This is a genomic window from Lysinibacillus agricola (genome assembly GCF_016638705.1).
Lineage (GTDB): Bacteria > Bacillota > Bacilli > Bacillales_A > Planococcaceae > Lysinibacillus > Lysinibacillus agricola.
This window is the reverse complement of sequence record NZ_CP067341.1, coordinates 510596-532791: the sequence shown is the minus strand read 5'-3', so window position 1 is coordinate 532791 and position 22196 is coordinate 510596. Positions and strand designations below refer to the sequence as shown.

At 34.2% G+C, this 22196-nt stretch carries 27 protein-coding genes and 1 pseudogene; 9 read left to right on the top strand and 19 right to left on the bottom strand.

What is annotated here, in order from left to right; translation table 11 throughout:
* Positions 1–239: 239 nt before the first annotated feature.
* The 4 genes from FJQ98_RS02500 to FJQ98_RS02485 form a co-directional block, all read right to left on the bottom strand.
* Positions 240–2486, bottom strand: a complete 2247-nt coding sequence (locus tag FJQ98_RS02500) for an ATP-binding cassette domain-containing protein (protein ID WP_053597383.1) — start codon at positions 2484–2486, stop codon at positions 240–242.
* A complete protein-coding gene (locus FJQ98_RS02495; protein ID WP_053597382.1) occupies positions 2479–2910 on the bottom strand; it encodes a MarR family winged helix-turn-helix transcriptional regulator in 432 nt (143 codons plus the stop codon). Before FJQ98_RS02495 ends, FJQ98_RS02500 begins: the two co-directional genes overlap by 8 nt.
* 1008 nt (positions 2911–3918) lie before the next feature.
* Entirely contained in the window at positions 3919–4845 is a 927-nt protein-coding gene (locus FJQ98_RS02490; protein ID WP_053597380.1) for an alpha/beta hydrolase, read from the bottom strand.
* 17 nt (positions 4846–4862) lie between these two features.
* Positions 4863–5519, bottom strand: coding sequence for a type 1 glutamine amidotransferase (locus FJQ98_RS02485; protein WP_053597379.1), 657 nt, complete (start codon positions 5517–5519; stop codon positions 4863–4865).
* A gap of 132 nt (positions 5520–5651) precedes the next feature.
* Here FJQ98_RS02485 and pdxR point away from each other — a divergent pair, with 132 nt between their 5' ends.
* The 5 genes from pdxR (at position 5652) to FJQ98_RS02465 (ending at position 10412) form a co-directional block, all read left to right on the top strand.
* Positions 5652–7064: a MocR-like pyridoxine biosynthesis transcription factor PdxR gene (gene pdxR, locus FJQ98_RS02480; protein WP_053597378.1), complete on the top strand. Its 1413-nt coding sequence runs from the start codon at positions 5652–5654 to the stop codon at positions 7062–7064.
* A 333-nt stretch (positions 7065–7397) separates the two neighbouring features.
* The gene (locus FJQ98_RS02475; RefSeq protein ID WP_053597377.1) at positions 7398–8198 is read left to right on the top strand and encodes a MerR family transcriptional regulator; all 801 of its coding nucleotides are present in this window, start codon (positions 7398–7400) and stop codon (positions 8196–8198) included.
* Positions 8199–8212: 14 nt separating this feature from the next.
* Complete coding sequence (locus tag FJQ98_RS26610; protein WP_246494272.1) at positions 8213–8542, top strand: hypothetical protein; 330 nt, start codon at positions 8213–8215, stop codon at positions 8540–8542.
* A 6-nt stretch (positions 8543–8548) separates the two neighbouring features.
* Positions 8549–8857, top strand: a complete 309-nt coding sequence (locus FJQ98_RS26605; protein WP_246494270.1) for a methyltransferase family protein — start codon at positions 8549–8551, stop codon at positions 8855–8857.
* A 221-nt stretch (positions 8858–9078) separates the two neighbouring features.
* A protein-coding gene (locus FJQ98_RS02465; RefSeq protein ID WP_425492678.1) for an IS3 family transposase occupies positions 9079–10412 on the top strand; the annotation gives its coding sequence in 2 pieces (ribosomal slippage) (positions 9079–9463 and positions 9463–10412; 1335 coding nt in all).
* Between the two features lie 142 nt (positions 10413–10554).
* Here FJQ98_RS02465 and FJQ98_RS02460 read toward each other — a convergent pair.
* The 5 genes from FJQ98_RS02460 to FJQ98_RS02450 form a co-directional block, all read right to left on the bottom strand.
* The gene (locus tag FJQ98_RS02460) at positions 10555–11100 is read right to left on the bottom strand and encodes an NADPH-dependent FMN reductase (RefSeq protein ID WP_053594911.1); all 546 of its coding nucleotides are present in this window, start codon (positions 11098–11100) and stop codon (positions 10555–10557) included.
* A 313-nt stretch (positions 11101–11413) separates the two neighbouring features.
* Positions 11414–11527, bottom strand: coding sequence for a M23 family metallopeptidase (locus FJQ98_RS26505; RefSeq protein ID WP_220443507.1), 114 nt, complete (start codon positions 11525–11527; stop codon positions 11414–11416).
* Positions 11528–11907: 380 nt separating this feature from the next.
* On the bottom strand, positions 11908–12615 hold the full coding sequence (locus tag FJQ98_RS26600) for a hypothetical protein (RefSeq protein WP_246494267.1): 708 nt from the start codon (positions 12613–12615) through the stop codon (positions 11908–11910).
* A gap of 154 nt (positions 12616–12769) precedes the next feature.
* Positions 12770–13102 carry a hypothetical protein gene (locus FJQ98_RS26595; protein ID WP_246494265.1) on the bottom strand — a complete coding sequence of 111 codons (333 nt, stop codon included), beginning with the start codon at positions 13100–13102 and terminating at the stop codon, positions 12770–12772.
* A gap of 159 nt (positions 13103–13261) precedes the next feature.
* The gene (locus FJQ98_RS02450; protein WP_053593628.1) at positions 13262–13708 is read right to left on the bottom strand and encodes a MarR family winged helix-turn-helix transcriptional regulator; all 447 of its coding nucleotides are present in this window, start codon (positions 13706–13708) and stop codon (positions 13262–13264) included.
* A 152-nt stretch (positions 13709–13860) separates the two neighbouring features.
* Between FJQ98_RS02450 and FJQ98_RS02445 the strand changes: the two genes are divergently transcribed.
* The 4 genes from FJQ98_RS02445 (at position 13861) to FJQ98_RS02430 (ending at position 15968) form a co-directional block, all read left to right on the top strand.
* Entirely contained in the window at positions 13861–14265 is a 405-nt protein-coding gene (locus FJQ98_RS02445; protein WP_053593627.1) for an Ohr family peroxiredoxin, read from the top strand.
* A gap of 28 nt (positions 14266–14293) precedes the next feature.
* Positions 14294–14920, top strand: coding sequence for a nitroreductase family protein (locus FJQ98_RS02440; RefSeq protein WP_053593626.1), 627 nt, complete (start codon positions 14294–14296; stop codon positions 14918–14920).
* Positions 14921–15375: 455 nt separating this feature from the next.
* Complete coding sequence (locus FJQ98_RS02435; RefSeq protein WP_198926851.1) at positions 15376–15675, top strand: sce7726 family protein; 300 nt, start codon at positions 15376–15378, stop codon at positions 15673–15675.
* The gene (locus tag FJQ98_RS02430) at positions 15627–15968 is read left to right on the top strand and encodes a hypothetical protein (RefSeq protein WP_198926850.1); all 342 of its coding nucleotides are present in this window, start codon (positions 15627–15629) and stop codon (positions 15966–15968) included. Before FJQ98_RS02435 ends, FJQ98_RS02430 begins: the two co-directional genes overlap by 49 nt.
* A gap of 642 nt (positions 15969–16610) precedes the next feature.
* Here FJQ98_RS02430 and FJQ98_RS02425 read toward each other — a convergent pair.
* The 10 genes and pseudogenes from FJQ98_RS02425 to FJQ98_RS02385 all read right to left on the bottom strand — a co-directional run bounded on the left by FJQ98_RS02425 (position 16611) and on the right by FJQ98_RS02385 (position 22118).
* Entirely contained in the window at positions 16611–17609 is a 999-nt protein-coding gene (locus tag FJQ98_RS02425) for an HD domain-containing phosphohydrolase (RefSeq protein ID WP_201406610.1), read from the bottom strand.
* A gap of 12 nt (positions 17610–17621) precedes the next feature.
* On the bottom strand, positions 17622–18326 hold the full coding sequence (locus FJQ98_RS02420; protein ID WP_281399232.1) for a methyl-accepting chemotaxis protein: 705 nt from the start codon (positions 18324–18326) through the stop codon (positions 17622–17624).
* A 117-nt stretch (positions 18327–18443) separates the two neighbouring features.
* A pseudogene (locus FJQ98_RS27485) lies at positions 18444–18557 on the bottom strand (hypothetical protein); the annotation flags it as partial.
* A gap of 32 nt (positions 18558–18589) precedes the next feature.
* Positions 18590–18736, bottom strand: a complete 147-nt coding sequence (locus tag FJQ98_RS27480; RefSeq protein WP_425492695.1) for a protoglobin domain-containing protein — start codon at positions 18734–18736, stop codon at positions 18590–18592.
* Positions 18737–18770: 34 nt separating this feature from the next.
* Complete coding sequence (locus FJQ98_RS02405) at positions 18771–19067, bottom strand: IS66 family transposase (protein WP_143115073.1); 297 nt, start codon at positions 19065–19067, stop codon at positions 18771–18773.
* Between the two features lie 339 nt (positions 19068–19406).
* A complete protein-coding gene (locus FJQ98_RS02400; protein WP_343069283.1) occupies positions 19407–19556 on the bottom strand; it encodes an aspartyl-phosphate phosphatase Spo0E family protein in 150 nt (49 codons plus the stop codon).
* A 64-nt stretch (positions 19557–19620) separates the two neighbouring features.
* Complete coding sequence (locus FJQ98_RS02395; RefSeq protein ID WP_053597140.1) at positions 19621–20445, bottom strand: class C sortase; 825 nt, start codon at positions 20443–20445, stop codon at positions 19621–19623.
* Positions 20446–20449: 4 nt separating this feature from the next.
* Entirely contained in the window at positions 20450–20572 is a 123-nt protein-coding gene (locus FJQ98_RS27095; protein ID WP_277815986.1) for a hypothetical protein, read from the bottom strand.
* 59 nt (positions 20573–20631) lie between these two features.
* Positions 20632–20856: a hypothetical protein gene (locus tag FJQ98_RS26590; RefSeq protein WP_053597141.1), complete on the bottom strand. Its 225-nt coding sequence runs from the start codon at positions 20854–20856 to the stop codon at positions 20632–20634.
* 437 nt (positions 20857–21293) lie between these two features.
* A complete protein-coding gene (locus FJQ98_RS02385; RefSeq protein WP_053597148.1) occupies positions 21294–22118 on the bottom strand; it encodes a class C sortase in 825 nt (274 codons plus the stop codon).
* Between the last annotated feature and the right edge of the window lie 78 nt (positions 22119–22196).

The following is a 22196-nucleotide window of genomic DNA, read 5'->3' as shown; positions in this document are numbered from 1 at the left end:
AGCAATCAAATCGGACATCGGCGGTTGATTGTGTAGTACAGAGTGAATCGTGAAAGCGAATTTAAAATATGCTCCTTCTTTTTCTAATTTCAAATTTTAAAAAGAAATCAAATCATATGATGTGGCCTGCTTTTTACCATCGATAGGTGTATCAAATTTGAAGGTTGAAACCTGCTCGAAATGTAGTGTTAAATTCGCAATTTTTCATGTAAACAGCAATGGTCTGTCTGCTGTTTTGTCTATTTCACATAGCGCTGTAAGTGTTTTGCTGTATATGAGTTTTCTATTTCCAATAAATCGATAGGATAACCTTCAAAGAGAACATTTCCTCCTAAGCTTCCACCCTCTACCCCCATATCAACGATCCATTGTGCTTGACTTATAATTGATAAATTATGTTCCAACACAATTAATGTTTTCTTCTCACATAAAAGTCTTTTAAATAACACTAATAAATTATCAATGTCAGCTTCATGCAATCCTGTACTTGGCTCGTCCAAAACAATAAGGTCATTACTTGAATCACCCAATATTTTTGCAATTTTTACCCTTTGAAGCTCACCACCTGAAAAAGTATCTAAACTTTGACCTAAGCGTACATAACTTAAATTGGACATGATTAAATTGGACATAATTCTTTGAATAGTGTGATCACTAAAAAATTCTTTGGCCTCTATAGGCGTCAGCTGAAGTACATCGTGGATGCTTAATCCCCTCCACTTAACGGAAAGCGCTTCGTCGTTATATCTTTTTCCATGGCATTTCTCACAAACTTGTTCAACGTCTCCCATATAGGCCAAGTCGAGTGTTACATGGCCTTTCCCTTTACAAACTGGACAAGCACCTTTTCCATTGAAGCTAAATAAAGACGCACTTTTATGAGAAGCACGAGCAAACAGCTCCCTTATTTTATCGAACACATTGAGATAAGTTAGTAAATTGGACCGATTGCTCCCATGTATAGGGCTTTGATCCAGTACTCTAGTGTTAGGATACTTCTCAGTGAATAGATAACGTATCAATGTACTTTTTCCAGAGCCAGCAACACCTGTCACAACAGTTAAAGCCTGTTTTGGTATTTTGACTGTTACATCCTGAACATTATGAAGGTTGACATGATTAAGTGTATAAAATGATTGAAAAGCAATTTTGTCTGTGTTGACCGTATGTTTGTTTGATAAAGCTTTACCAGTGAGCGTATCAGAAATCAGCAAATCAGAATAGTTCCCTTCAAACGTTACTCTTCCTCCATTTTCTCCCGCATACTCACCAATGTTGATGTTATGATCAGCAGTTTTAATGATATCGGGATCATGATCGACTAAAACGACTGTATTCCCTTTTTTCTTCAACCCATGAAAAATTCGATTGATGCCAACGATGTTTTCTGGATGAAGTCCAATACTTGGTTCATCAAAAATATACAAAACATCTGACAATGAACTATTCAAATGCTTCGTCATTTTTATTCTTTGAGATTCCCCGCCTGAAAGAGTTGTGGTATTTCGATTAAGGGTGAGATAATTTAGCCCAACTATCTGTAGACTTTCAAGTTTTCGGATTAAATCTTCAATAATAAGTGAAACAGACGGACTATCAATGGATTGGACGAACAACAATAAGTCAGCAATAGACATATCCACACAATCTACAATAGATTTACCTCTTATTTTAGCTGAACGTACTGTTTTATTTACTCTAGTCCCCAAACAATCCGGACAGGTATGAATTTCAAGAATTCTATCTAAATCAGATTGATATTTGAGATCTTCCTTTTCTACAAAACTTTTTTGAATCCGAGGAAGCACTCCGATATATGTAGAAGTCTTAGGCCAACGCTCAGTTGGATTTTTCGGGGCACTTCCTTCATCGTAAAGTAGGATTTTCAATTCTTCTTCTGTATATTGAGAGATTTTTTTATCATTATCAAAATTTCCTGTCTCCGTATAGCGAGTGAGCCGCCAACCTCCAGGCTGAAATGTAGGGAAACGGATGGCTCCTTCATTAAGTGATTTGTCAGCATCAATTAATTTGTTAACGTTGATCTGCTGCGTCTCCCCAATACCTTTGCAAACCGGACACATTCCATCCGGATTATTGAACGAATACGCCATAGAATAACCTATAAACGGGGTAGCCATTCTAGAAAACAGCAATCGCAGACTTGTATAAATGTCTGTGAATGTACCAACAGTCGAGCGAGCATTTCCTCTGATTTTTTTTTGATCAATAACTATTGAGACTGGCAGATTTTCTATCTTATCAACGACAGGTTTATCAAAATGCGGCAGTAATTGTTGAATATAACTGGAATAGGTCTCGTTTAATAGTCTTTGAGATTCAGCTGCTAAAGTATCGAAAACCAAAGACGATTTCCCTGATCCAGATACACCAGTGACAACAGTGATTTTATGCTTTGGAATATCGATTGAAATATTTTTTAGGTTGTTTGTCTTTGCCCCTTTGATTGAAATAAAATTATTCATGCTCCTTCAACCTTTCGTCTTTAAGAGCCTTGGAAAATTTCATTGATAGCTCAGAAAACAACGCTAGCTCTTCCTCTGAGAATACGCTGCTTGCAATTTTGTAAAGTTCCTCATGGCCAACTTCTATGTTTGTTAGGATCGCTTTTCCATCAACAGTCAGCATAGTGATTAACTCTCTTCCATCTTGGACATTTGGTTTTTGTTCCAGATAGCCTAAACGTTTTAGGTCTTTCAGAGATTTAGACAATTTCGTTCTACTTATCCCAAGAATAGTACTTATTTGCGAAGGTAATAATCTTTCCTCTTCTGACAACAGATGCAAGATATCATATTGTATCCAACTAATATTTTGCAGATTCACTTTATTTCTCTCTGCAACCAGTTCACACTGCAAATTAATCAGAGCATTTTTTATATTTTCCATTAATTTCACCCCGAATATAGTTTCTATTTAGAAATTATATTTTTTTAGCAATTAATAATCAAGAATATACACTCCACTTTCAACAAACAGACTAAATGAAAATGTTAGGACCGAAAGATGGAAATACATCAAGATGAAGGCTCATCACCATAACGTGGGGTTGATTTCCGTTCCGACTGGATGCTTTAAGTGGTGAGCCAAGATGGAAAAAGACAGAATCCCCCTGCCCCGCTTCTCAAGGCAAAATAAAAACCACCCAAATACGAGTGGTTAAATTAAACTTATTAAAATCCATAAAGAATGAAATTAGTTGGAGATAAAAAATTCGGAACTTAGGTGTTCACAATACTCCCTTATTAATTTCCATTCATCATTTTGTTCTTTCCTAAATCTCTGAACAAATAGTTTTACTACATCTATAAATTCCCCATCCATTTCAAAGGTTACCCAAAACGTTGCAATAACTTCATTTTCAGATGCAGGTGTAATATGCAATTCTTTAAAGTGCCATTTTGGATTATGGCCTTCATAATGTTTATATGCTTCTACCCAACCATTACAAGTCCCCTCGTATCCCCAATCGGAAATACTAGTCCCAGGTCCTCCCCACCCCTACTGCTATATCCGGTGCAATCAAAGCATTCATTTCCTTGACGTTACATCCATTCCATACTTTTTGATAACGATTAAAAAAGCTTTGAAAATCCTCGATTAAAGTTGTTGTAGAGGACAATTAAAAACCGCCTCAGAAAATATAGTTCACTAAATATATTAACATAAAACTAAAAATTCAGAATCCCTTAATAACACTTCTGTTTGTAAAGAATTTGAAGACTTCCTCTTAAAAGACGGCGACAAAATCTAATAACAACACAAAAAGCATCCCTCAGAGTAGATGCTTTTTGCGTTATGGAAATTATAATAAATAAAATTTAAAAATATACAGTTGCAAATGCTAAACAATAGATCTTGTTTGAAGAGAAAATAAGATAAAGTTAAGTACCCATATTAATTATATAATGCGTTTTTCAATGTCCGATAAGTTTCTTCTGTTGCCAATTTACTTATAGCCGCATTTGGAACAATTGCTTCAAACTCATGGAAACATCCCGGATAGAGATGAAATTCTACGGGTACACCTGCATTTATTAAATTTGTAACGTATTGTACTGTTTCATCTCTAAAAGGATCAAGTTCTCCAACTGATGTATAAGTAGGAGGCAGATTTGAATAATCTGTTGCTCTAGCTGGGGCAGCATAAATAGGCGTTTTCTCTCCAATATTATTTTTTAAATATTGCTTCCAAGCAAGTCTATTAAAATCGCCACACCACACACGTTTATCGATAATCTCTTTACAAGATTTTGATTGACAGCTGTCATCAATCATTGGAAATAAAGGCATTTGAAATTTAATTTTGGGTCCCTTTCGATCTCTTGCCATTAGAGAAAGTGCTGCTGTTAAACCACCTCCAGTACTACCTCCTAGAACAGCTATATTATCAGGATCAACATTGTATTGTTGAGCATTTTCAGCAAACCATTGCAATGCAACATAGCAATCTTCAATCGCAGCAGGATATGGGTGTTCAGGAGCTAACCGGTAATCTACTGAAATAACGACACAATTTACCTTCTCTACAATCTCCCCACATTTTGCATCGTTACCTTCAACTGATCCAAAAATATACCCACCGCCATGTATATATAAAACACCAGGCAATGTATCCTTATGATGTTTTGGACGATAAATTTTAACCCTTAACTTTTCACTATCATTTATCCATTTTTCTTCTAAAATTAGGTTATTATTTTGATAGGGTACTATCATCTCTTTACTTTTTCTTCGGATATCTTTTATATTCTCGACTGTTAGTGTAATTTCTTCTAAAGATGAAAATGTTTCTTTTAAATCTGGATGTACTCTTTGATCCATAAATACTTCTTCCCTTTTTAGTTACTTTTTAAATACGCTAAAATCTCTGCTAATACTTTTTTATTTTCAGATGAAATAGAAGTATTTAAAATCGTTTCAGCCGTTTGTTCATAAATACTACCTTCTATATAATTTTTATCTTCCTCCACTAATTGCACCAACGTATTTCTAGTCATTTCCAAGTGAAATTGTAAACCAATTACATTTGAATTATAGATAAAGGCTTGATTTGAACAAGCATCAGTTGAATACAGCCTCTTACTTTCTTTAGGAAGTTCGAATGTATCTCCATGCCAATGTAAAACTTTAAGTGCACTAGGTAAAAAATCGAATTCGTTAGTAACTTTTTGTACCGGATAAAAACCAACTTCTTTACCTTTCGGATTTTTATAAACCTCTGCACCTAAAATTTCTGCAATGAGTTGTGCCCCTAAACAGATTCCTAAAATTGGTTTATTCGCATCGATTATTTCTTTTATAAATATTTTTTCCGATTCTAACCAAGGGATTGAATCATTTACACTCATAGGGCCCCCTAAGATAATTAACATACTAACTTCTTCTATTGAAGGTAATTGTGCATCTTCATACATCTTAATCAGCGTATATGATTCGATTGCTTCTATAATGCCAGGAGTTTCAAATGGCACATGTTGTAAAATATATGTCGACAAATTTTATCTTCTCCTTAAATCCTTATAAATTAGTCTTTTGTAATTCGAATAATGATAGAATAAAATAAATCTGTCATTTCGAAAAGAGACAGTTAATCACTTTTTTTATAGGACAGTTTAAGGAGACTATTTATGTTTTTTTATTTTGATCGAAGTACGAACCATGAGCCTTTTTATGTACAATTATATAATTTTATAAAAAATGAAATACAATTAGGTAACTTAAAAGCTGGTGAAAAATTACCTTCCATTCGATTTCTTGCTCACGAATTAAATGTAAGCAAACAGGTTGTACACTCTGTCTACCAGCAGTTGCTTGCTGAAGGATATGTAGAAAGTAAACCAAGAAGTGGCGTTTTCATTCTACCTTTCGAAAATTTTAAATTTATATCAGACCCTAGCCCCTCCATCAAGAATGTCAAAGAAGTCGAGTCACCTAGCATTTCAATCGATTTCTTTTATAGTTCATTAGATCCCTCCAAATTCCCTCTTCGGGCTTGGAGAAAGTGTATGAATAGAGCTTTAGAAAATATTCATAATATGACTAGCTATGGAGAAAAACAAGGCGAGTTACATTTAAGAAAACAAATATCACTTTATGTCCGTAATTCTAGAGGAATTAATTGTACGAGTGATCAGGTTTTTATTTTTGGAGGTACTCAACAAAGTATACAATTCATTACGCGCTTATTAGATTTAACATCAACTATGGTTGCTATCGAAAATCCAGGGTATGAAGAAGCGAGAGCAGCATTCACTCAGAGTCAATGCAAAATTTGTGACATTCCATTAAATAAAGATGGTATATCTGTTTTGCATTTAAAACAGACTTTAGCAAAAGCTGTTTACATTACTGCTTCTCATCAATTTCCGATGGGCATGGTTTTACCTATAAAAAAAAGACTAGAACTGTTAGGGTGGGCAAAGAAAAATAAGAGTTACATTATAGAAGATGATTATGATAGTGAATTTCGTCATATTGGAAAACCTATACCTCCGTTGAAATCATTAGATAAAGAGAATCGAGTGATTTACTGTGGCACATTTTCAAAAAGTTTTTCACCTTCCATAAGATGTAGCTATGTTATTCTACCTGAAGATTTAGTAAAACACGGTATTCAACATCTTACCTCATTTAGTCAAGGGGCTTCACTGATTATTCAAGATGCACTTGCTCACTTTATGGAGGAAGGTTATTTTGAAAAGCATTTACGTCGTATGAAAACAACATACCAAAAGAAGCATAAAGTACTATTAAAAGCAATTGAAAATCACTTAAGTCCTTTGGTTGAAGTAATAGGAGAAAAAGCTGGTCTGCATGTATTACTTTATTTAAAACATATAAAAGCAGAGGACTTAATTGTTCAAGCTGAAAAATTAGGTGTTCAAATTTATTCCCCAAATGCCCACTGGTCTTTTCAAAAGCCAGAATCAATCATTATGTTAGGATTCGGAGCATTATCAGAACAACAAATCGAAAGTGGAATTCAATTATTATCTTCCATTATTAATCATGGAGCTGTTCCAAAAGGAGACGATAAATAATTAGAAGAAATGATAAAATGTGCGTATAGGGATTATAAAGTTGATTGGGAATCTTTTTTATAGAATTTCTAATCAACTTTTTCCTTCTCTCTAAACAAAAAATCATTTATTTTCCTATATAAACTTGATTTCTTATCAACAGTTTGATTAACACCTGTGGAATGTATATTCAACTTGAGGTTTAAATCAAATTCATTAAACTTCTTCCTATGCAGTCTCACAATCTATTCCTCCCTAATTTCACCAATATCTTATGACAATAAAAAAATTTAGCTACATTGATTGACCCTCCCCTTACAGGAAGCATTATATTTAAAACAGGAGGTGATTGTTATGCTTACAATCGGTGAGTTTTCAAAAATATCACATCTCACATTGAAGACTCTTCGCTACTATGATGAAATCGGACTTTTAAAACCTACATTCATAGACGCTAAAAACAACTATCGCTATTATAATATTTCTCAATTAGAAACGGCTTTATTGATTGCACGCTTAAAAAGCTATTTATTTTCGTTAGAAGAAATCAAGGTTATATTAGCTAATTGGGAGGATACCGAACTTCTTAACTCTAAAATGAAAGCCAAACAAGAAAATCTGACACAACAGATTACATTTTATTCTTCGTTGTTAAAAAAATTAAAGATTGATATTCAACTGTTAGATGAAGAGGAAAATATCATGGGTTATTTAGATAAGATTGAGATTAAACTTGTTGATCACTTAACCTATAATATATTATCCCAACGAAAACAAATGAATACCGCTGATTTTCTACTACACTTTAATGAGTTGTTTAGTAAAATTTTGTTTGAGAATTTGTCACCTATCGCAAAGCCACTTGCTATTTTCCATAGTTCAGAATATGAACCTGAAAATTATGATGTAGAAATTGCCATTCCCCTTGCAATGGCCACCAATAAAACAAAAGTATTTAATCCTGGTCTTTGCGCAATGGCTACGCTTATTGGCTCTTACGATGAATTACCTTCTATTCATACAAAGCTGCATGTTTGGATTGATGAAAATAACTATAAACTGAACGGTGCTCCGTTTGAAGTTTATCAAACGGACCCCTATAGCACACCAGAGGAGAATAATATCATAGAGGTTTATTTTCCCATTAAAAAATAAAGGAGCGTCTTACAATGTATGGTATAAACAATTCAACGATAAAGGAAAAAATCTTAATTTTAGCTGCTGAGATTATCTATTTAATCATTGCCTATTATTTGCTTTTTGTTACATATGACAACCCAGGCATTTCACTAGGGCTTTTTATTGCTCTAATTATTACAGCTTTACGATTAACAGCTATGATGTTTATATGGTTGCCTAGGGGTATTGCATGGCAGAAAGCCATTATGAACAGTTTAGCTTTTGGGATTTATTATTTAGGTTTCCCCATTTTAATGATTACTAGTAACCAGGATCCAAACTTAACGGTACTTATTGTAGGCTGGATATTGTTTTTTTAGGGGAGTATGTTAAACACGGTTTCAGAGTTACTTAGAAAACCTTTTAAAGACAATCCTTTAAACAAAGGTAAACTATATACAGGTGGTTTATTTAAATATGCGATTCATATTAATTATCTTGGAGATTGCCTTTGGGTACTAGGCTTAGCGCTTATCTCTAACAATATTTATAGTTTGCTTATCCCTCTATTTTTATTCTTAGTATTTATTTTGGGCTATATTCCAAAATCTGATGATTACTTACAAAACAAGTACGGAGAACAATTTACATTATATAAACAGAAAACTAAAAAACTAATTCCTTTCATTTGGTAAACAGTAACGAACTATGAAAACGGAGTAAAAAAGATCACCTATTGTAGGGTGATCTTCTTTAATTCGTTAGCCAATCGCCATTTCGGTGTCAATTTCTTATCCATAAAAGAAAAAGCCTTCCCCTGCTAGACTGTACCCTATAAGATAGACACTTTGAAAAAAGTCTATCCTATTGGGTACTTTTGTTTATAATGAGAAAAAAGATGTCGGAGCGGAATGAAATGACGAAAAGATTATTTACAAAAAAAGAGCAAGAACAACTAAACTGTAATCCTAATGTCCAAGCTATTAGTGATAAAGCGATTACTTATACTGAAGAATTTAAACGCCATTTTATTGCAGAAAATGAAAAAGGAAAACTCCCAAGAACGATTTTTGAAGAGGCCGGTTTAGATGTTGAACTGATTGGTTTGAAGCGCATTAGTTCAGCGGGAAAGCGTTGGCGCGCAGCTTATCGTACAACTGGAGTAGCGGGTCTACAAGATACACGGAAAACGAATTCAGGTCGTCCAATAGAACGGGAATTAAGTTTAGAAGAAAAAATTGCACGATTAGAAGCGAAAAATCGATTATTACAAGCAGAGAATGAACTTTTAAAAAAGCTCGATCTACTCGAAAGGCAGATGTTAAAGAAGAAATAACAATCGCAACAGAACTAAAATTTGATTTAATCAGTAAAACGATTCAAAAATATAAACTAAAACGTTTAGTAAGCTATCTATGTGAAATCATGGGCGTATCTCGTTCAGGTTACTATAATTATTTCACTGAAAAATCAGCACAAAAGCGCGCAGCCCATGAGTTAGCAGATGAAGCAATCAAAGAAATCATTTTAAAAGCGTATCATTTCCGAGGACGTAAGAAAGGTGCACGTCAAATTAAAATGACGTTAGAGAATCAATATGGGATTGCGTATAACTTAAAACGTATTCGCCGCATTATGAAGAAATTCGAGATTGTATGCCCAATTCGAAAAGCGAATCCGGCACGTAGAATGGCTAAAGCGACAAAAGAACATCGTACATGTCCAAATGAATTACAACGTAACTTTAAACAAGGTGTAGCAGGAAAAGTATTATTAACAGATATCACGTATTTGACGTATGGAAACGGCAAACGTGCTTATTTATCAACGATTAAGGACGCTGAGACAAACGAAATTTTAGCGTATGAAGTATCTGCTTCATTAAGTATGGATATCGCGCTCAATACACTTCGTAAATTGAAGCGAAATCACCACCATTTAACGAAAGATGCATTTATTCATTCAGATCAAGGATTCCATTATACGAATCCAAAATTCCAGAAACTTGTGAAGGAAATGGGACTAGGGCAATCTATGTCACGCCGAGGAAACTGTTGGGATAACGCCCCTCAAGAATCCTTCTTCGGTCATTTTAAAGATGAAACCAATCTGAAAGCGTGCGAAACATTAGAAGAAGTAAAACGAGAAGTGAAAAGTTATATGATGTATTACAACCATTATCGAGGGCAATGGAACTTGAAAAAGCTGCCGCCTGCAAAATACAGACAGCAGCTTCAGAAGGTTGCCTAGCTTTTTTTCAAAATGTCCTTTACAAAGGGTACACTTTATGCTAGGAGTAAGGCTTGAATACTGCAATAAAATATTTTATTGTCTATAGCTCTTTTTAGAAATCACAGTAGCTACACTTAATTTATTGTGAATTATAAAGTTTTTATTTATTAATCTCGTACACTAAGCTATTGATAAGGTCGATAAGTGATTGCTTGGTGCTCTCGTCTTTCACTGTAGCATTATCGTTAAATTTAGTTCCGACAGATGGGACTAGCAATGATCCATTTTCAACAATGTTAGTATCAAGCATTCCCAGCGTAAGTAGTAAAGATTCATGCGCTTTGTCTCCCCCAGTAATGGCTGGAGAAGCTGTTATAACGGCTACTGGTTTTTTATACAGTTCGGCAGATGAGACAAGCCACTCTAAAGCATTTTTCAAAACTCCTGGAACACTTTTTGCGTATTCTGGCGTACAGATGATAAGCGCATGTGATTCAGCTAACGTTTTTCTAAAACTCTCGACAACAGCTGGCGGTTCCGTTCCATCTATATCCGGGTTGAAATGCGGAAGGTCTTGTATTCCGTTATAAATCGAATAATCAATACCTTCAGGAATAAAAGCTGCTAAAGCCTTCAATATATTCGTATTGGAAGAGCCTTCTCGAATGCTACCTGAAATAGCTATTATCTTTTTATGTGTGGTCATTCTATCACCTCTTGAATAGAATACATGCGCAAATACATAAAAATCAAAAATTTCGAACTATCTTATCGAAGAGTAACTTAATCCCGCATTCATCTCACCACCTATAGAGGTGAGAGACTTCTATACCTGACACTTTGCTTTCGCTTCACATGTTTAATATCTCGTATCCCCTTGTATTGGATTTTCACCATCTTTAAACAGAATACGAATGGACTTTCCATATACAATATCAGGGGAATCCATTACCTGAAAATGAATATGAGGTTCTGATGAATTACCAGAGTTTCCGCATTTCCCAATAAGTTCCCTCCTGTTACGATGTTGATTTTACTAAAATTGCGTTCTTTTTAAAATGTGCAACTATACTAAATTCATTATTAGCATGTTCAATCACGACATAGTTTCCTGCTGCATTACGTTCATCCATTTCAACACTTCGATTTCTTTTTAACAGTTATCATTAATTTGTAGGATATAGCCATGTCTTTGAGGTTTGTGGGCTAGATTGAGACAATTAAAATGTCTTTGATTATCCCTGTTTTTATTATATAAAATAAAAAACCGCCAACTTGATAGCTGGCGTTAACATTTTGTGTTATCTGACTACTCCCACAGCTAAAGCAGTGGGGTTCTTATATACTTAAGAGAAGCGTTACAAAGCTCTCCACAGATGGTGTTGCCATGTCCTGTGTACAACATCTTTGATTTATCTTCTGTTCCATAAGACTTTCTTATTTACACAACCGATGTTGTGTTGGCAATAAGTTTTAACGAAGGCAGGTAGCTCTACCTACGGAGGAATACCCCTCACTTGATTTGTTGGATCCCCATGCTAAGAGGGAATGTTTTCTTTACCTGTTTCAAGTCTTCGATATGTTGATTGTGTAACTCTAAAAAGGTAGTAAACGTTTTATTGCATAAGTCTTGATTAGTTTGTTGTAAATTTGGATCACTATTCATCAGTAAAAACGCACTATATAAATCTCGTTGTACGAGATGACTTCCAATTTGACGCCAACGTTGATGGAGTTTTTTCTTTTCATAACGATCCGTCACATGGTTATACTGACTGGCTCGAAAGGTTATCGTATTTACTTTCTGTATCGTTTGCTTTGTGTAACCTAATTTTTGATTAATGATTTCCACTAGCATGGCTGGGGCATGATTCCCAATGCTTTTTCCAAAACGCTTTTTGGATTGGATTTTGCCCTGTATAGTTGTTTTGGTTTCTTTTGCACGTTTTGCCAATCCTTTAAAATGCATGGTTTCAATGTACACCTCATCGCCAAGAGACAAGATTTTATTTGCTAACGCACCATGTTTTTCTTTGATGTAGGAAGCTTTCTTTCTATATAATTCTTTTACTTGTTCTTTTGTTTTTTGATAGTTTTTACTATATGTCCAATGGAGTTTGACGCCATGTTTTATAGTCCCATCCTTTTTGAAATTGTTAGGATTGGTACTTCTACGACTTCTATCCAACTTGCGTAATAAACGTCTTTTTTGTTTCTCCAATTATTCTCTTTAAATCGAATGCCTGCTTTATTAGATTTCCCTTCAACAGAATGAAGCATTCCGTACCGTTTAAAGTGTGCTTTGCTCCCTTTAAATAGAACATCTTGAACCGCTCTCCAGACAGTAGAGGCGATTTTCTGAGAAGTATTGCTATCTATATGTTTTTATAGTTATGTTGATGCTTTTTAATATACGCATGCAGTTGATATTCACTTAATCCAAAAGATTGACGAATGTTATCTAATTCTTTTGCGGTCTGCTTCAATTCTTTTGAATCATTCGTTTTTTTCGCTTTTTGATAGCCACGTAATTGTTTTCGATAGTGTTTTGATTCTTGCATGAAAGTATATTGTTTTACTGCATAAGACAAAGTTGTATTATAGAGTGCACGGGCAATTTCAAAACGTTTTAATAGGAGATCCTTTTGCCATGTATCTATAAGTAACTTGAGTTCTATAATAAAACAATCTTTCTTCCATTTCGTCATTACCCGCCACTCCTTTTTTTGATTATTCACAATATACAATATAAACATATGTTCTATAAAGAAAAAGCACTTCATTCCTCCCACCTCTGAAAAAGTGGGCTTCCTGAAGCTCACTTCTGTGATTGATCCAATAGTTCAGGGAGAGACTCCTATATCAGTTTATTTTCCTAATTTTTCATCCTTAATTGGCAAGTCGTTTTGTAAAATATCTTGAAGGGCGTTTTTCAGCTGCACATACTGCTGATCTGAAATGTTCGTTTTCTTCATTACTTGACGTGACACTTCAGGTAGCTTTTGGCGTACTTCAATTCCTGTTTTTGTTAAATAGATTTGCATTTGTCGCTCGTCTTCTTTGGAACGCTCACGACGGACGTAGCCTGTTACCTCTAACTTTTTTAATACTGGTGTTAATGTACCAGAGTCTAAAAATAAACGTTGCCCCAATTCCTTCACCGTAATTTGCTCATCGTCCTCTATGGCTAGTATGGCAATATAACCTGTATAAGTTAAATCGTATGGCTTTAATAGCATCGTATATTGTCGAATGATTTCCTTTGAAGTCGCATACAAAAGAAAGCATAGTTGATTATCTAAATGATTCGGCATAGGAATCCCCTCTTTAAGTACTTTTGATACTAATTATATTAAAAATAAAGTTTCTACTTGTCAAACACAATTAAATTGTATACAATCTATTACGCGCAATTAAATTGTACACAATTTAATTTGATAGTGCCACAGAAAAGGAGGCCAATCTTATGAAAGAATTATATACAACAACAATGATTAATAACGGTGGTCGTAATGGTAAATCGTATGCAGAGGATCAATCGTTATCATTAAATATTGCACCACCTGGCTCGAAATTAGAGGATGTTACAAACCCCGAACAACTATTTGCAGCAGGTTATAGCGCTTGCTTTAATAGCGCTTTAGATTTAATTAAACGTCAAAAGAAAATTCAAGGGGCATCAACAATTAAAGCAACGGTTAAACTAATGGAGCAAGCTGCATTTGACTACGTGCTTGCTGTTGACATTGAAGGACATATTGAAGGCTTATCAATTGAAGAAGCACAACAATTATTAGAGTTTACACATACCGTTTGTCCATACTCAAAAGCGACAATGGGCAATATCAACGTAACAATTAAAGCAGTTTAATTTATATTTAGTAAAAGAGGGAAATAATATGACAACAACTACACCAGTAAAACAAATTATGCACGAGCGTAAATCGGTTCGTAAATACAATGCTAACACAACGATTTCTCGTGAAACGATTATGCAACTGTTACAAAATGCAACTTCATCCCCATCTTCAAGTAATATGCAACCATGGCGCTTTATCGTCATCGATGATAAAGAAATCCAAAAAAACATTAATATTTTTTCATTTAATCAAGAACAAATCGAAACAGCATCTGCCATTATCGCTGTCATTGGAGATACAGAAATGTATCTAAATTCAGAGGAAATTTATGCAGAAAATGTTGAGCTAGGCTATATGCCTGAAGAAATTGCAAATAAGCTTGCCCAGGATTCTCTAGGAATGTATGGTGCGCTTCCAAAAGAGGCACTACTAAATATCGTTCACTTTGACGCAGGTTTAATTTCAATGCAAATTATGCTATTAGCGAAGGAAATGGGCTATGATACAGTCGCAATGGGCGGCTTCGACAAATCAAAATTTGCTGAATATATGGAATTACCAACGAACGAAGTACCTATTTTATTATTAGCGATTGGCGAGGCAGCTGGACCAGCTTATGGTTCTTCACGTCTTCCAATTGAGCGCCTTGTACGCTTCAATAAATAATTCATCGGTTGTACAATCGATTTTGGCAATGTCCTTGAATGCATTTTGAGGACATTGCTTTTATATATATAGAAAAGAACAGTGATGAAAGTATGTGAGTGACAAGCATCCAGCAAGACATTTACAGGCAGTTGGGCTAAATATGGAAGAAACCCATTGCTATAGCAAGATTCCCCCAACCACATTATGCTATACTATTTCTATTATTCCCAAGGCGTAAGATGGTGCATTAATAATCTAAGAAGCTTTATGTATCAACGTTTTAACAGCAATTTTTCATCTATGATAAATTGCAAGATACTGCATATAATAACATTGTATTGGGGCTAAGCGGAGAGAGTTTGGGGCTTAGCTTGGCGGCAGTTGTATAGATTGGGGTCAATAAAAGTCAATTTTTATTTTACTTTAAAATTTCAAGCTCTAAAGTTAAAATACTTACTAAGGAGTGTTTTTGTATGATGAAAGTTGATGAAAAGGAAATGCGAAATGCACTTATAAATCGTTTAAATGATTATAAAGAGTGCTATATATATGAGGAATTCACTGTACCCTCTGGAAAAGCTAGGGCGGATGTAGTAGCAGTAAATGGTCATGTTATTGCATATGAAATAAAGAGCGATTACGACTCATTAAAACGCTTAAAGACACAAATTCTAGAATATGATTTAAACTTTGAGATGAATTATATTGTTACTGGAAAAAATTGTTGCAAGATGCAGAACAAATCATACCAAATTATTGGGGTATTATATTAATAGAAAAAGTCTCTAACGGAAAAGTAAAAATTAGCTTTGAACGTAGAGCCAAACTAAATCCATATCTTTCTTTCGAGAACTTTGTTGCACTATTGACTTCAGAGGAAGTGAAAAAGGTTGCAATTGATCAGCCTGCAGTAATGAATAAATACAGTAAACTTCAAATTCGAAAGTTTTTTAAGCAAGACGTAGTAAAATTGTTAAATGAACATCTTTCTTTAAACAAAAAGAGAGAAATTAAACATTTTATTAGGTTAACATTGAAATCAAAAATAAATGAAACCGTACACTAAAAAATAGGTGCATTGATTAGAGGGCACTGAAAAAGTCCATAGCTTCTCACATTGCGAGGTATTCAACGATTTAATCGTTGAATGCCTCGCTTTTTTCATTTGGCACTGTGACTCTACTGTTGTTTTCCGAAGCATTCCGCTCGCTTTCCGCGGGCGAGCGATGCTTCTCCAAACAACGCAATGTATCACACTATTATTTTAGTCACGTAAAAAACGGACGCGGGTACGATACGGCATCGACTGCGGGTCTATTTGGCATGGAAATTCAAGGTGCTACAACGATATTCGCCATCAATTTGAAACGGATATTAAAGCTACTAAACGAAAATGAATAAGGAATAGAGACAGAAATAAGGCACTTCCTGTTCAAAATTGAACAAGAAGTGCCTTATTTTTATCTGAAAAAGGTTCGCTTTTATGAAAACGTAAGTTTTTCAGTGCCCTCGGTTGGTCACGAAGGCATTTTCACAGGATGTAATGGTTTTAACCTTCGTTTCTCTATCGCTGATCCCCTAGGAGTCGCCCAGTCGTAACGAAGATCAACTTATATAAATGGCTTCTAAATTTTTTTAATAAATTTTTAACAAAAATGAATATTTATGGAAATTTAAAGTTGTGTTTCCCCCTCTACGAGATTTGGACTTATAGAAAAATACTATCTTTCTGAATAACTTTTTCGATAAACACTTCTACTAAATGAGGGTCAAACTTAATAGCCTTCTGTTCTTTTAAATAAGAAAGAGCTTCTTCTTTTGTCCAAGCTTTTTTATAAGCTCTATCACTAACTAAGGCGTCGTAAACATCTACTATAGATATTACTCTCGCTTCAAAAGGAATTTCTTCTCCTTTTAACCCCATTGGATATCCTGTTCCATCCCAGTTCTCATGATGATATTTAATAATATTTTCAGCTATTTTTTTGTCATCAAAAATTTTATTATTCATTTCATTAGATAGTTTGTTCAATACATCTATCCCCATAAGAGGATGCATCTTTATAATTTTTTTTTCATAGATTGTTAGTGGTCCAGTTTTATACAGGATTGATTCTGGTATTCCCGATTTTCCAATGTCATGTAAAACACTATATTCTATAATTTTACTAACATACTCTAACGATAAATTATAAGTTCTATCTTCAAAGAGGCTTAGCAACAATTCCTCTACTAAATTTTGCACATTCAAAAGATGTTCTGCTATATTTACATCGCGCATTTCACTTGATAGAGCTAACAACTGAAATAGCTCCTTGTGCTCTATTTTCTTCTGATTCACTTCATCTATCAATAGTTGTTCTGCTAAGCGCATAACTCCTACATAATAAATAATTCCTTTTATTTCAATTGGCGTAATCGTTATAAATGAATATCTTAGCTCTAATGATTTGTTGACATGAACCATTGTCCCAGACCATGGCTGTCCTTTTTTTAATGTACTTTTTAACGGTTTATACATAACAAACGGCGTTACACTCGATTTTAAACTCTCTACTGGTAGTCCAATAAGAACTTCTCTTTTATAGCCGGTGATCGTTTCGTATTGTTGATTAACATCGATAATTAATTGATTTTCATCAACGATTACAACAGCATCACCTAATTTTAAATAGTATGTTAATTCCTTCGGTATTTTTTTACACATTTAGAAGACCCCTTATCCATTGTTTAATTCATTAGCAAAACTAGCAAGTCGGTCAGCCGACAATGCAACTTCTTCAAATGCTTTACCTAATTCATTGACAACGTTAGCAAAAACATTAATCTCTTCTTGTGAATGTTCATTATTTTCTTGGGTTTCTTTCATAGATTGTAAAATTTGCTCAAAACATATGTCTGTTTGTTTCATAATTTGATGTTCGTCATGAACAGATTCATTAATCATGTCAAGTGAAGCTGATAACTTTTCCACATTAGACACTGTGGATAAAATTAAATGAGCTACATTTGAGACTGATTTTTTCGTTACTTCTGATAATTTTTTAACTTCGTCTGCTACAACTGCAAATCCTCTTCCATGTTCGCCGGCCCTTGCTGCTTCAATTGCTGCGTTTAAAGATAATAAATTAGTTTGATCAGCTATTTTCGTTACAATATCAATAATGCCTTGAACTTCCTTTGTTATTTTTAATAACTCTTTTATATCATTGGAAATTATTTTGACTGCCTTATGAACCTTCTTCATATTACTATTCTGTTTACTTATTTGAAATTTCCCATTTTCTGCTCTCTCCTCCGCTAAAGCAGATAACTCTTTTCCAGCATTTACGGTTTCCACCATTTCTGTGCAATGAATATGTAATTCTTGAAATGCTGCATTCGTTTGTTCTGAAATTGCTGCTAAATTTTCAGTTGAATTCACAACTTGAATTTTAGTTTTTTCTACCTGTTTATTTGATTTTTCTTTAATTCTACTTATCTCTTTATCATATTCTTCAAGAACTATTTGTTGCTCTAAGTTAAATAATTTTGAGAGTGCTTTTACACTAGAATAATAAAGTTCTTTTTCAGAAAGATTCTTTTCAATAATCTCAATAATCGTTATAAATATATTTTGAAAAGCACATAAATACCATTTTGTCTGTAGACCAATTTTTACATGTATTTGTGCTATTCTAGTTCTTTTTAAAAATATTCATCATCGATTATTCCCGAAAACATTTCTAAAATATGTAATTTCAAAGTTTTCTTCAAGGCTGCAACTGAACTATTATTATTAATTAGTGTCAGTAGGGATTCTTCCAATTCTAGATTCTTGTAAAAACAATGAATTAGCGGGATAGAGAATAAATGCCAAAATCGAGATTTAAGAGATTACGTGCCAGACTTTGCTTCTGTCTGCCGCGGACGTATTTTTTTCTTTTGGGCGAATAGGATTCGATTCTTCTCCTTTTAATTTCACATTCTCGATGCAAGTTGACAATTTTTTTGCATCTAATTCACCTGTTTCCTTTTGATTTTTCACTTTCAAAAGAAAATCAGCCATTTCTTGTGCCCATTCTTGCTTCGTTAGTTCAAATATACCGTGCAATTCACGAAGAAGATGCACATTGCACAAAACATGTTGGCACTTGTCGTACTTTTTTCGAGCTAACAGGTTCACTTTCTAAATGATGATTGACAACACTAGCACACTTTCACAGGATGAATAATCACACGATCTGGATGTTCCACTTGGCAAAGTGTATGACATTTATGATCAGGTTGATGGCCCTTTTTCATAAGCTTTTAAAATAACTGATTTGTTGATCATACACGTCAACTTCCGTAAGTTGATATATTTAACATTAGGAAGTTAAGGAATTAAACTGCAAAATAAAAATATTAAACAGCTAAATCATAGGGGTGACTGAGTAATTACTAATGTTTTTTATAAATTTTCTTGTTTGATCTTGCTTTAGTTTCATGTGAGGATAATTCTTTTCGGAAACCTAGTTAAATGTCATTCGCATTTTCGTAACATATTCAATAAATTATCTAATTCTTGACTTATTCGAATAACTTCCAAGGAAGTGAGCATATAATGTTTTGTTAATTGAATCATTTCTGCTCTCTTATTTTCTACTAGGTATCTTAGTGTTATACAATTCATTTCTACATTCATTAGACAATCCACCTTTATCTCTTTTTGAAATTTACTTATATCTTCTCACGGTTTATTTTTTCTTCCTTAGCAACCCAAACAATCCAATAAAAATAACCAGCAGTCCTATTATGATAAAACCGATTGTTTTGATAAAGTCATGTGTTTGGGATTGTTTGATACTTTCTGTATGAGCTTGTGTATCATTTTGAGGTATTTCTTCTTTTATCCTCTCACCATAAATGAGTAAACGGTATTTACTTGACGTGTAAGGTTCACATGTGAGTAATGTAGCCTTATCCTTTCCCTTCACAATCGCGAGTTTATCCACTTGGTTAGGATAAATGACTTCGCTTCCCGTTACTTCATATGTTAATTCTTTTCCTAAAATACGAATATAGAATTTGTCACCATTTTCAAGTTGATCGAGATACCGGAACATCTTGGCACCATGATAACCACGATGTCCCGCTAATACAGTATGCGAATCCGGTCCACCGATAGGAAAGGAAGTTCCACCAATTTGACCAACACCCATGCTTAGATGCTTCTCGTTTGCACCTAAGTAGATGGGAAGTTCTTCATTGATTTTCGGAATGCTAACGGTACCAAGTACATCATCTTCTTTTATCATATTGACAAGCATTGTATTTTTCTTGTCGCTACTGCTAAAAGGATCTGCCGTAGGAATGGCTAACCCTTTTAATGATTCGTTATAAGCTGCCATTACTTGAAACTTTTTACGTATGTCCACATCTGCTAATTTCCCCATCTGTTTTTCATAATCTGTAATGACTACTTCATACATACGATGATTGATGTAATTTGAAACAGTTGGGTATAGAAATACTCCTAATCCAAAAACAAATAATATCGTACTGAATAATCCCCTTTTCATACATTCAGTACACATCCTTACCGTTTTCTGCTTCAAATTCTTTTAAATATATCTCTTTTAACATCGTAGATGTACTGCATTTCCAATATTTATTAAAAGGGTACTCAATTTGTTTTGCTTCATCCATTTTCTCACTCCCATTTTAATAACTGCGAAATGGATATCCCTTATTTATCCATTTCATCCTTAATATTTTTTCTCTTTCTCTTTTTCCCAGAATCTATTAGGTGCTACTTTTAATTCCCACTCTTTAAATCGATTTGGGTATGCTGCATTTAACATTTGATACGGACTATCATTCTTCGGACATACCCCACCTAGCTTATTCTTCACCAGCCAATTTAAATCATACTTCTCTAGTAATTGAAACTCTGTTAAACTTTCTTTTTCTTCAATAATCTTTTTTAACATTTCCAAACTCTTTTCATATGTCCAAAATCATCTAGGAATATGCTTCAACTCCCATGGTTCAAATCGATTCGAATAAGCTGCGTTTAACATTTCATATGGACTACCACGATAAATCAGCATCACACTAGTTAATTTAAATTTTTTGATGTGATTCTAGTTCCACTTTTCTATAATATCCTCATCGCTCCACTTTAAAACATCCTCAATTAAATATCTTGTTATCCTCCTTTTTAATTTTCTGTCTACATCCCAGTTCCATGTACCAGGAGGAAATCCTTTGTCTTCTTCCATCCAATATTTCTTGATATATTCCTTCTATTATTATTGTCAATCAACGTTCACTCTCTTTCTAAAACTTCTCCCAATCCTTATTTAAATAAAAAACATCGACGATTATCTATTAACCCCAAAGCTCACATTTCTATATGTTTGACAATTTAACTCGTTTGCTTTTTCTTTCTAACTTTCGTGAAATTTAGGAGTATTACTGCTATTACAATAGCGCTTATTGAGGCAATAACCTTCCAATCTTCTAACATAGATGGCGCTAAAGCGATCGCTTTTTCTTTTTCTTTCAGTTCGTAAGGAATGCGGTGCCCTCTTACTAATAACCTATGCGTATTCACTCCATAAGGCGTACAAGTAAGTAGTGTGGCATAATCTTGATTATTTACAGGGAGTAAATCCTCTGTTTCACTTGGTAATACAACTTTAATCTGATCAACTTGATAGGCAAGGACTTTACCTAAGGAATGAATATAGAACACATCAGATTCCTTCATTTTATCTAAATCTGTAAACAATAATGCCGAAGGCAAACCTCGATGTCCTGTTAATACGGTATGTGTTCCTTTTCCTCCTACTGGCAAAGAAGACTTGTCCAAGTGACCTACCCCCCGACCTAAAACTTCTTCAGAAGTTCCTGGATAAATAGGGAGTTTCACCTTAACTTTTGGGATTTCCACATACCCCATAACATCCCCGATGTTAAGGGCATCGTCATAAGATTTCCCATCACGTTTTTCTTTTTCTGCGAATGGATCTGAAAATGTTTGATTCGAATTTTGAACTTGTTTATTGTACGCATCCGCTTCTTTTTCCCGACGTTCTAGCTCTTTCTTTTGCAATGATTTTACTGTTTTATCATACGAACTAACCTGAGAATAATGCGTTCTCGTAGCCAGCCAGTTACTTATGGTAGGATATAAGAAAATACCAAGTCCTAATAAAAAAATACATCCAAAAATAATCTTCCGTTTCATAGTGACCCCTTTACCATGTACTGACATACAGAAAAGAGGAGAAATGAATGGCTCTCCTCTTTTCACATGTAACTACTA

Coding starts and splice junctions, on each gene's coding strand:
- FJQ98_RS02500 (WP_053597383.1), bottom strand. CDS start 2,486: ATGAATAATTTTATTTCAATCAAAGGGGCAAAGACAAACAACCTAAAA.
- FJQ98_RS02495 (WP_053597382.1), bottom strand. CDS start 2,910: ATGGAAAATATAAAAAATGCTCTGATTAATTTGCAGTGTGAACTGGTT.
- FJQ98_RS02490 (WP_053597380.1), bottom strand. CDS start 4,845: ATGGATCAAAGAGTACATCCAGATTTAAAAGAAACATTTTCATCTTTA.
- pdxR (WP_053597378.1), top strand. CDS start 5,652: ATGTTTTTTTATTTTGATCGAAGTACGAACCATGAGCCTTTTTATGTA.
- FJQ98_RS02475 (WP_053597377.1), top strand. CDS start 7,398: ATGCTTACAATCGGTGAGTTTTCAAAAATATCACATCTCACATTGAAG.
- FJQ98_RS26610 (WP_246494272.1), top strand. CDS start 8,213: ATGTATGGTATAAACAATTCAACGATAAAGGAAAAAATCTTAATTTTA.
- FJQ98_RS26605 (WP_246494270.1), top strand. CDS start 8,549: ATGTTAAACACGGTTTCAGAGTTACTTAGAAAACCTTTTAAAGACAAT.
- FJQ98_RS02460 (WP_053594911.1), bottom strand. CDS start 11,100: ATGACCACACATAAAAAGATAATAGCTATTTCAGGTAGCATTCGAGAA.
- FJQ98_RS26505 (WP_220443507.1), bottom strand. CDS start 11,527: ATGGATGAACGTAATGCAGCAGGAAACTATGTCGTGATTGAACATGCT.
- FJQ98_RS26595 (WP_246494265.1), bottom strand. CDS start 13,102: ATGACGAAATGGAAGAAAGATTGTTTTATTATAGAACTCAAGTTACTT.
- FJQ98_RS02450 (WP_053593628.1), bottom strand. CDS start 13,708: ATGCCGAATCATTTAGATAATCAACTATGCTTTCTTTTGTATGCGACT.
- FJQ98_RS02445 (WP_053593627.1), top strand. CDS start 13,861: ATGAAAGAATTATATACAACAACAATGATTAATAACGGTGGTCGTAAT.
- FJQ98_RS02440 (WP_053593626.1), top strand. CDS start 14,294: ATGACAACAACTACACCAGTAAAACAAATTATGCACGAGCGTAAATCG.
- FJQ98_RS02435 (WP_198926851.1), top strand. CDS start 15,376: ATGATGAAAGTTGATGAAAAGGAAATGCGAAATGCACTTATAAATCGT.
- FJQ98_RS02425 (WP_201406610.1), bottom strand. CDS start 17,609: ATGTGTAAAAAAATACCGAAGGAATTAACATACTATTTAAAATTAGGT.
- FJQ98_RS02400 (WP_343069283.1), bottom strand. CDS start 19,556: ATGAATTGTATAACACTAAGATACCTAGTAGAAAATAAGAGAGCAGAA.
- FJQ98_RS02395 (WP_053597140.1), bottom strand. CDS start 20,445: ATGAAAAGGGGATTATTCAGTACGATATTATTTGTTTTTGGATTAGGA.
- FJQ98_RS27095 (WP_277815986.1), bottom strand. CDS start 20,572: ATGGATGAAGCAAAACAAATTGAGTACCCTTTTAATAAATATTGGAAA.
- FJQ98_RS26590 (WP_053597141.1), bottom strand. CDS start 20,856: ATGTTAAAAAAGATTATTGAAGAAAAAGAAAGTTTAACAGAGTTTCAA.
- FJQ98_RS02385 (WP_053597148.1), bottom strand. CDS start 22,118: ATGAAACGGAAGATTATTTTTGGATGTATTTTTTTATTAGGACTTGGT.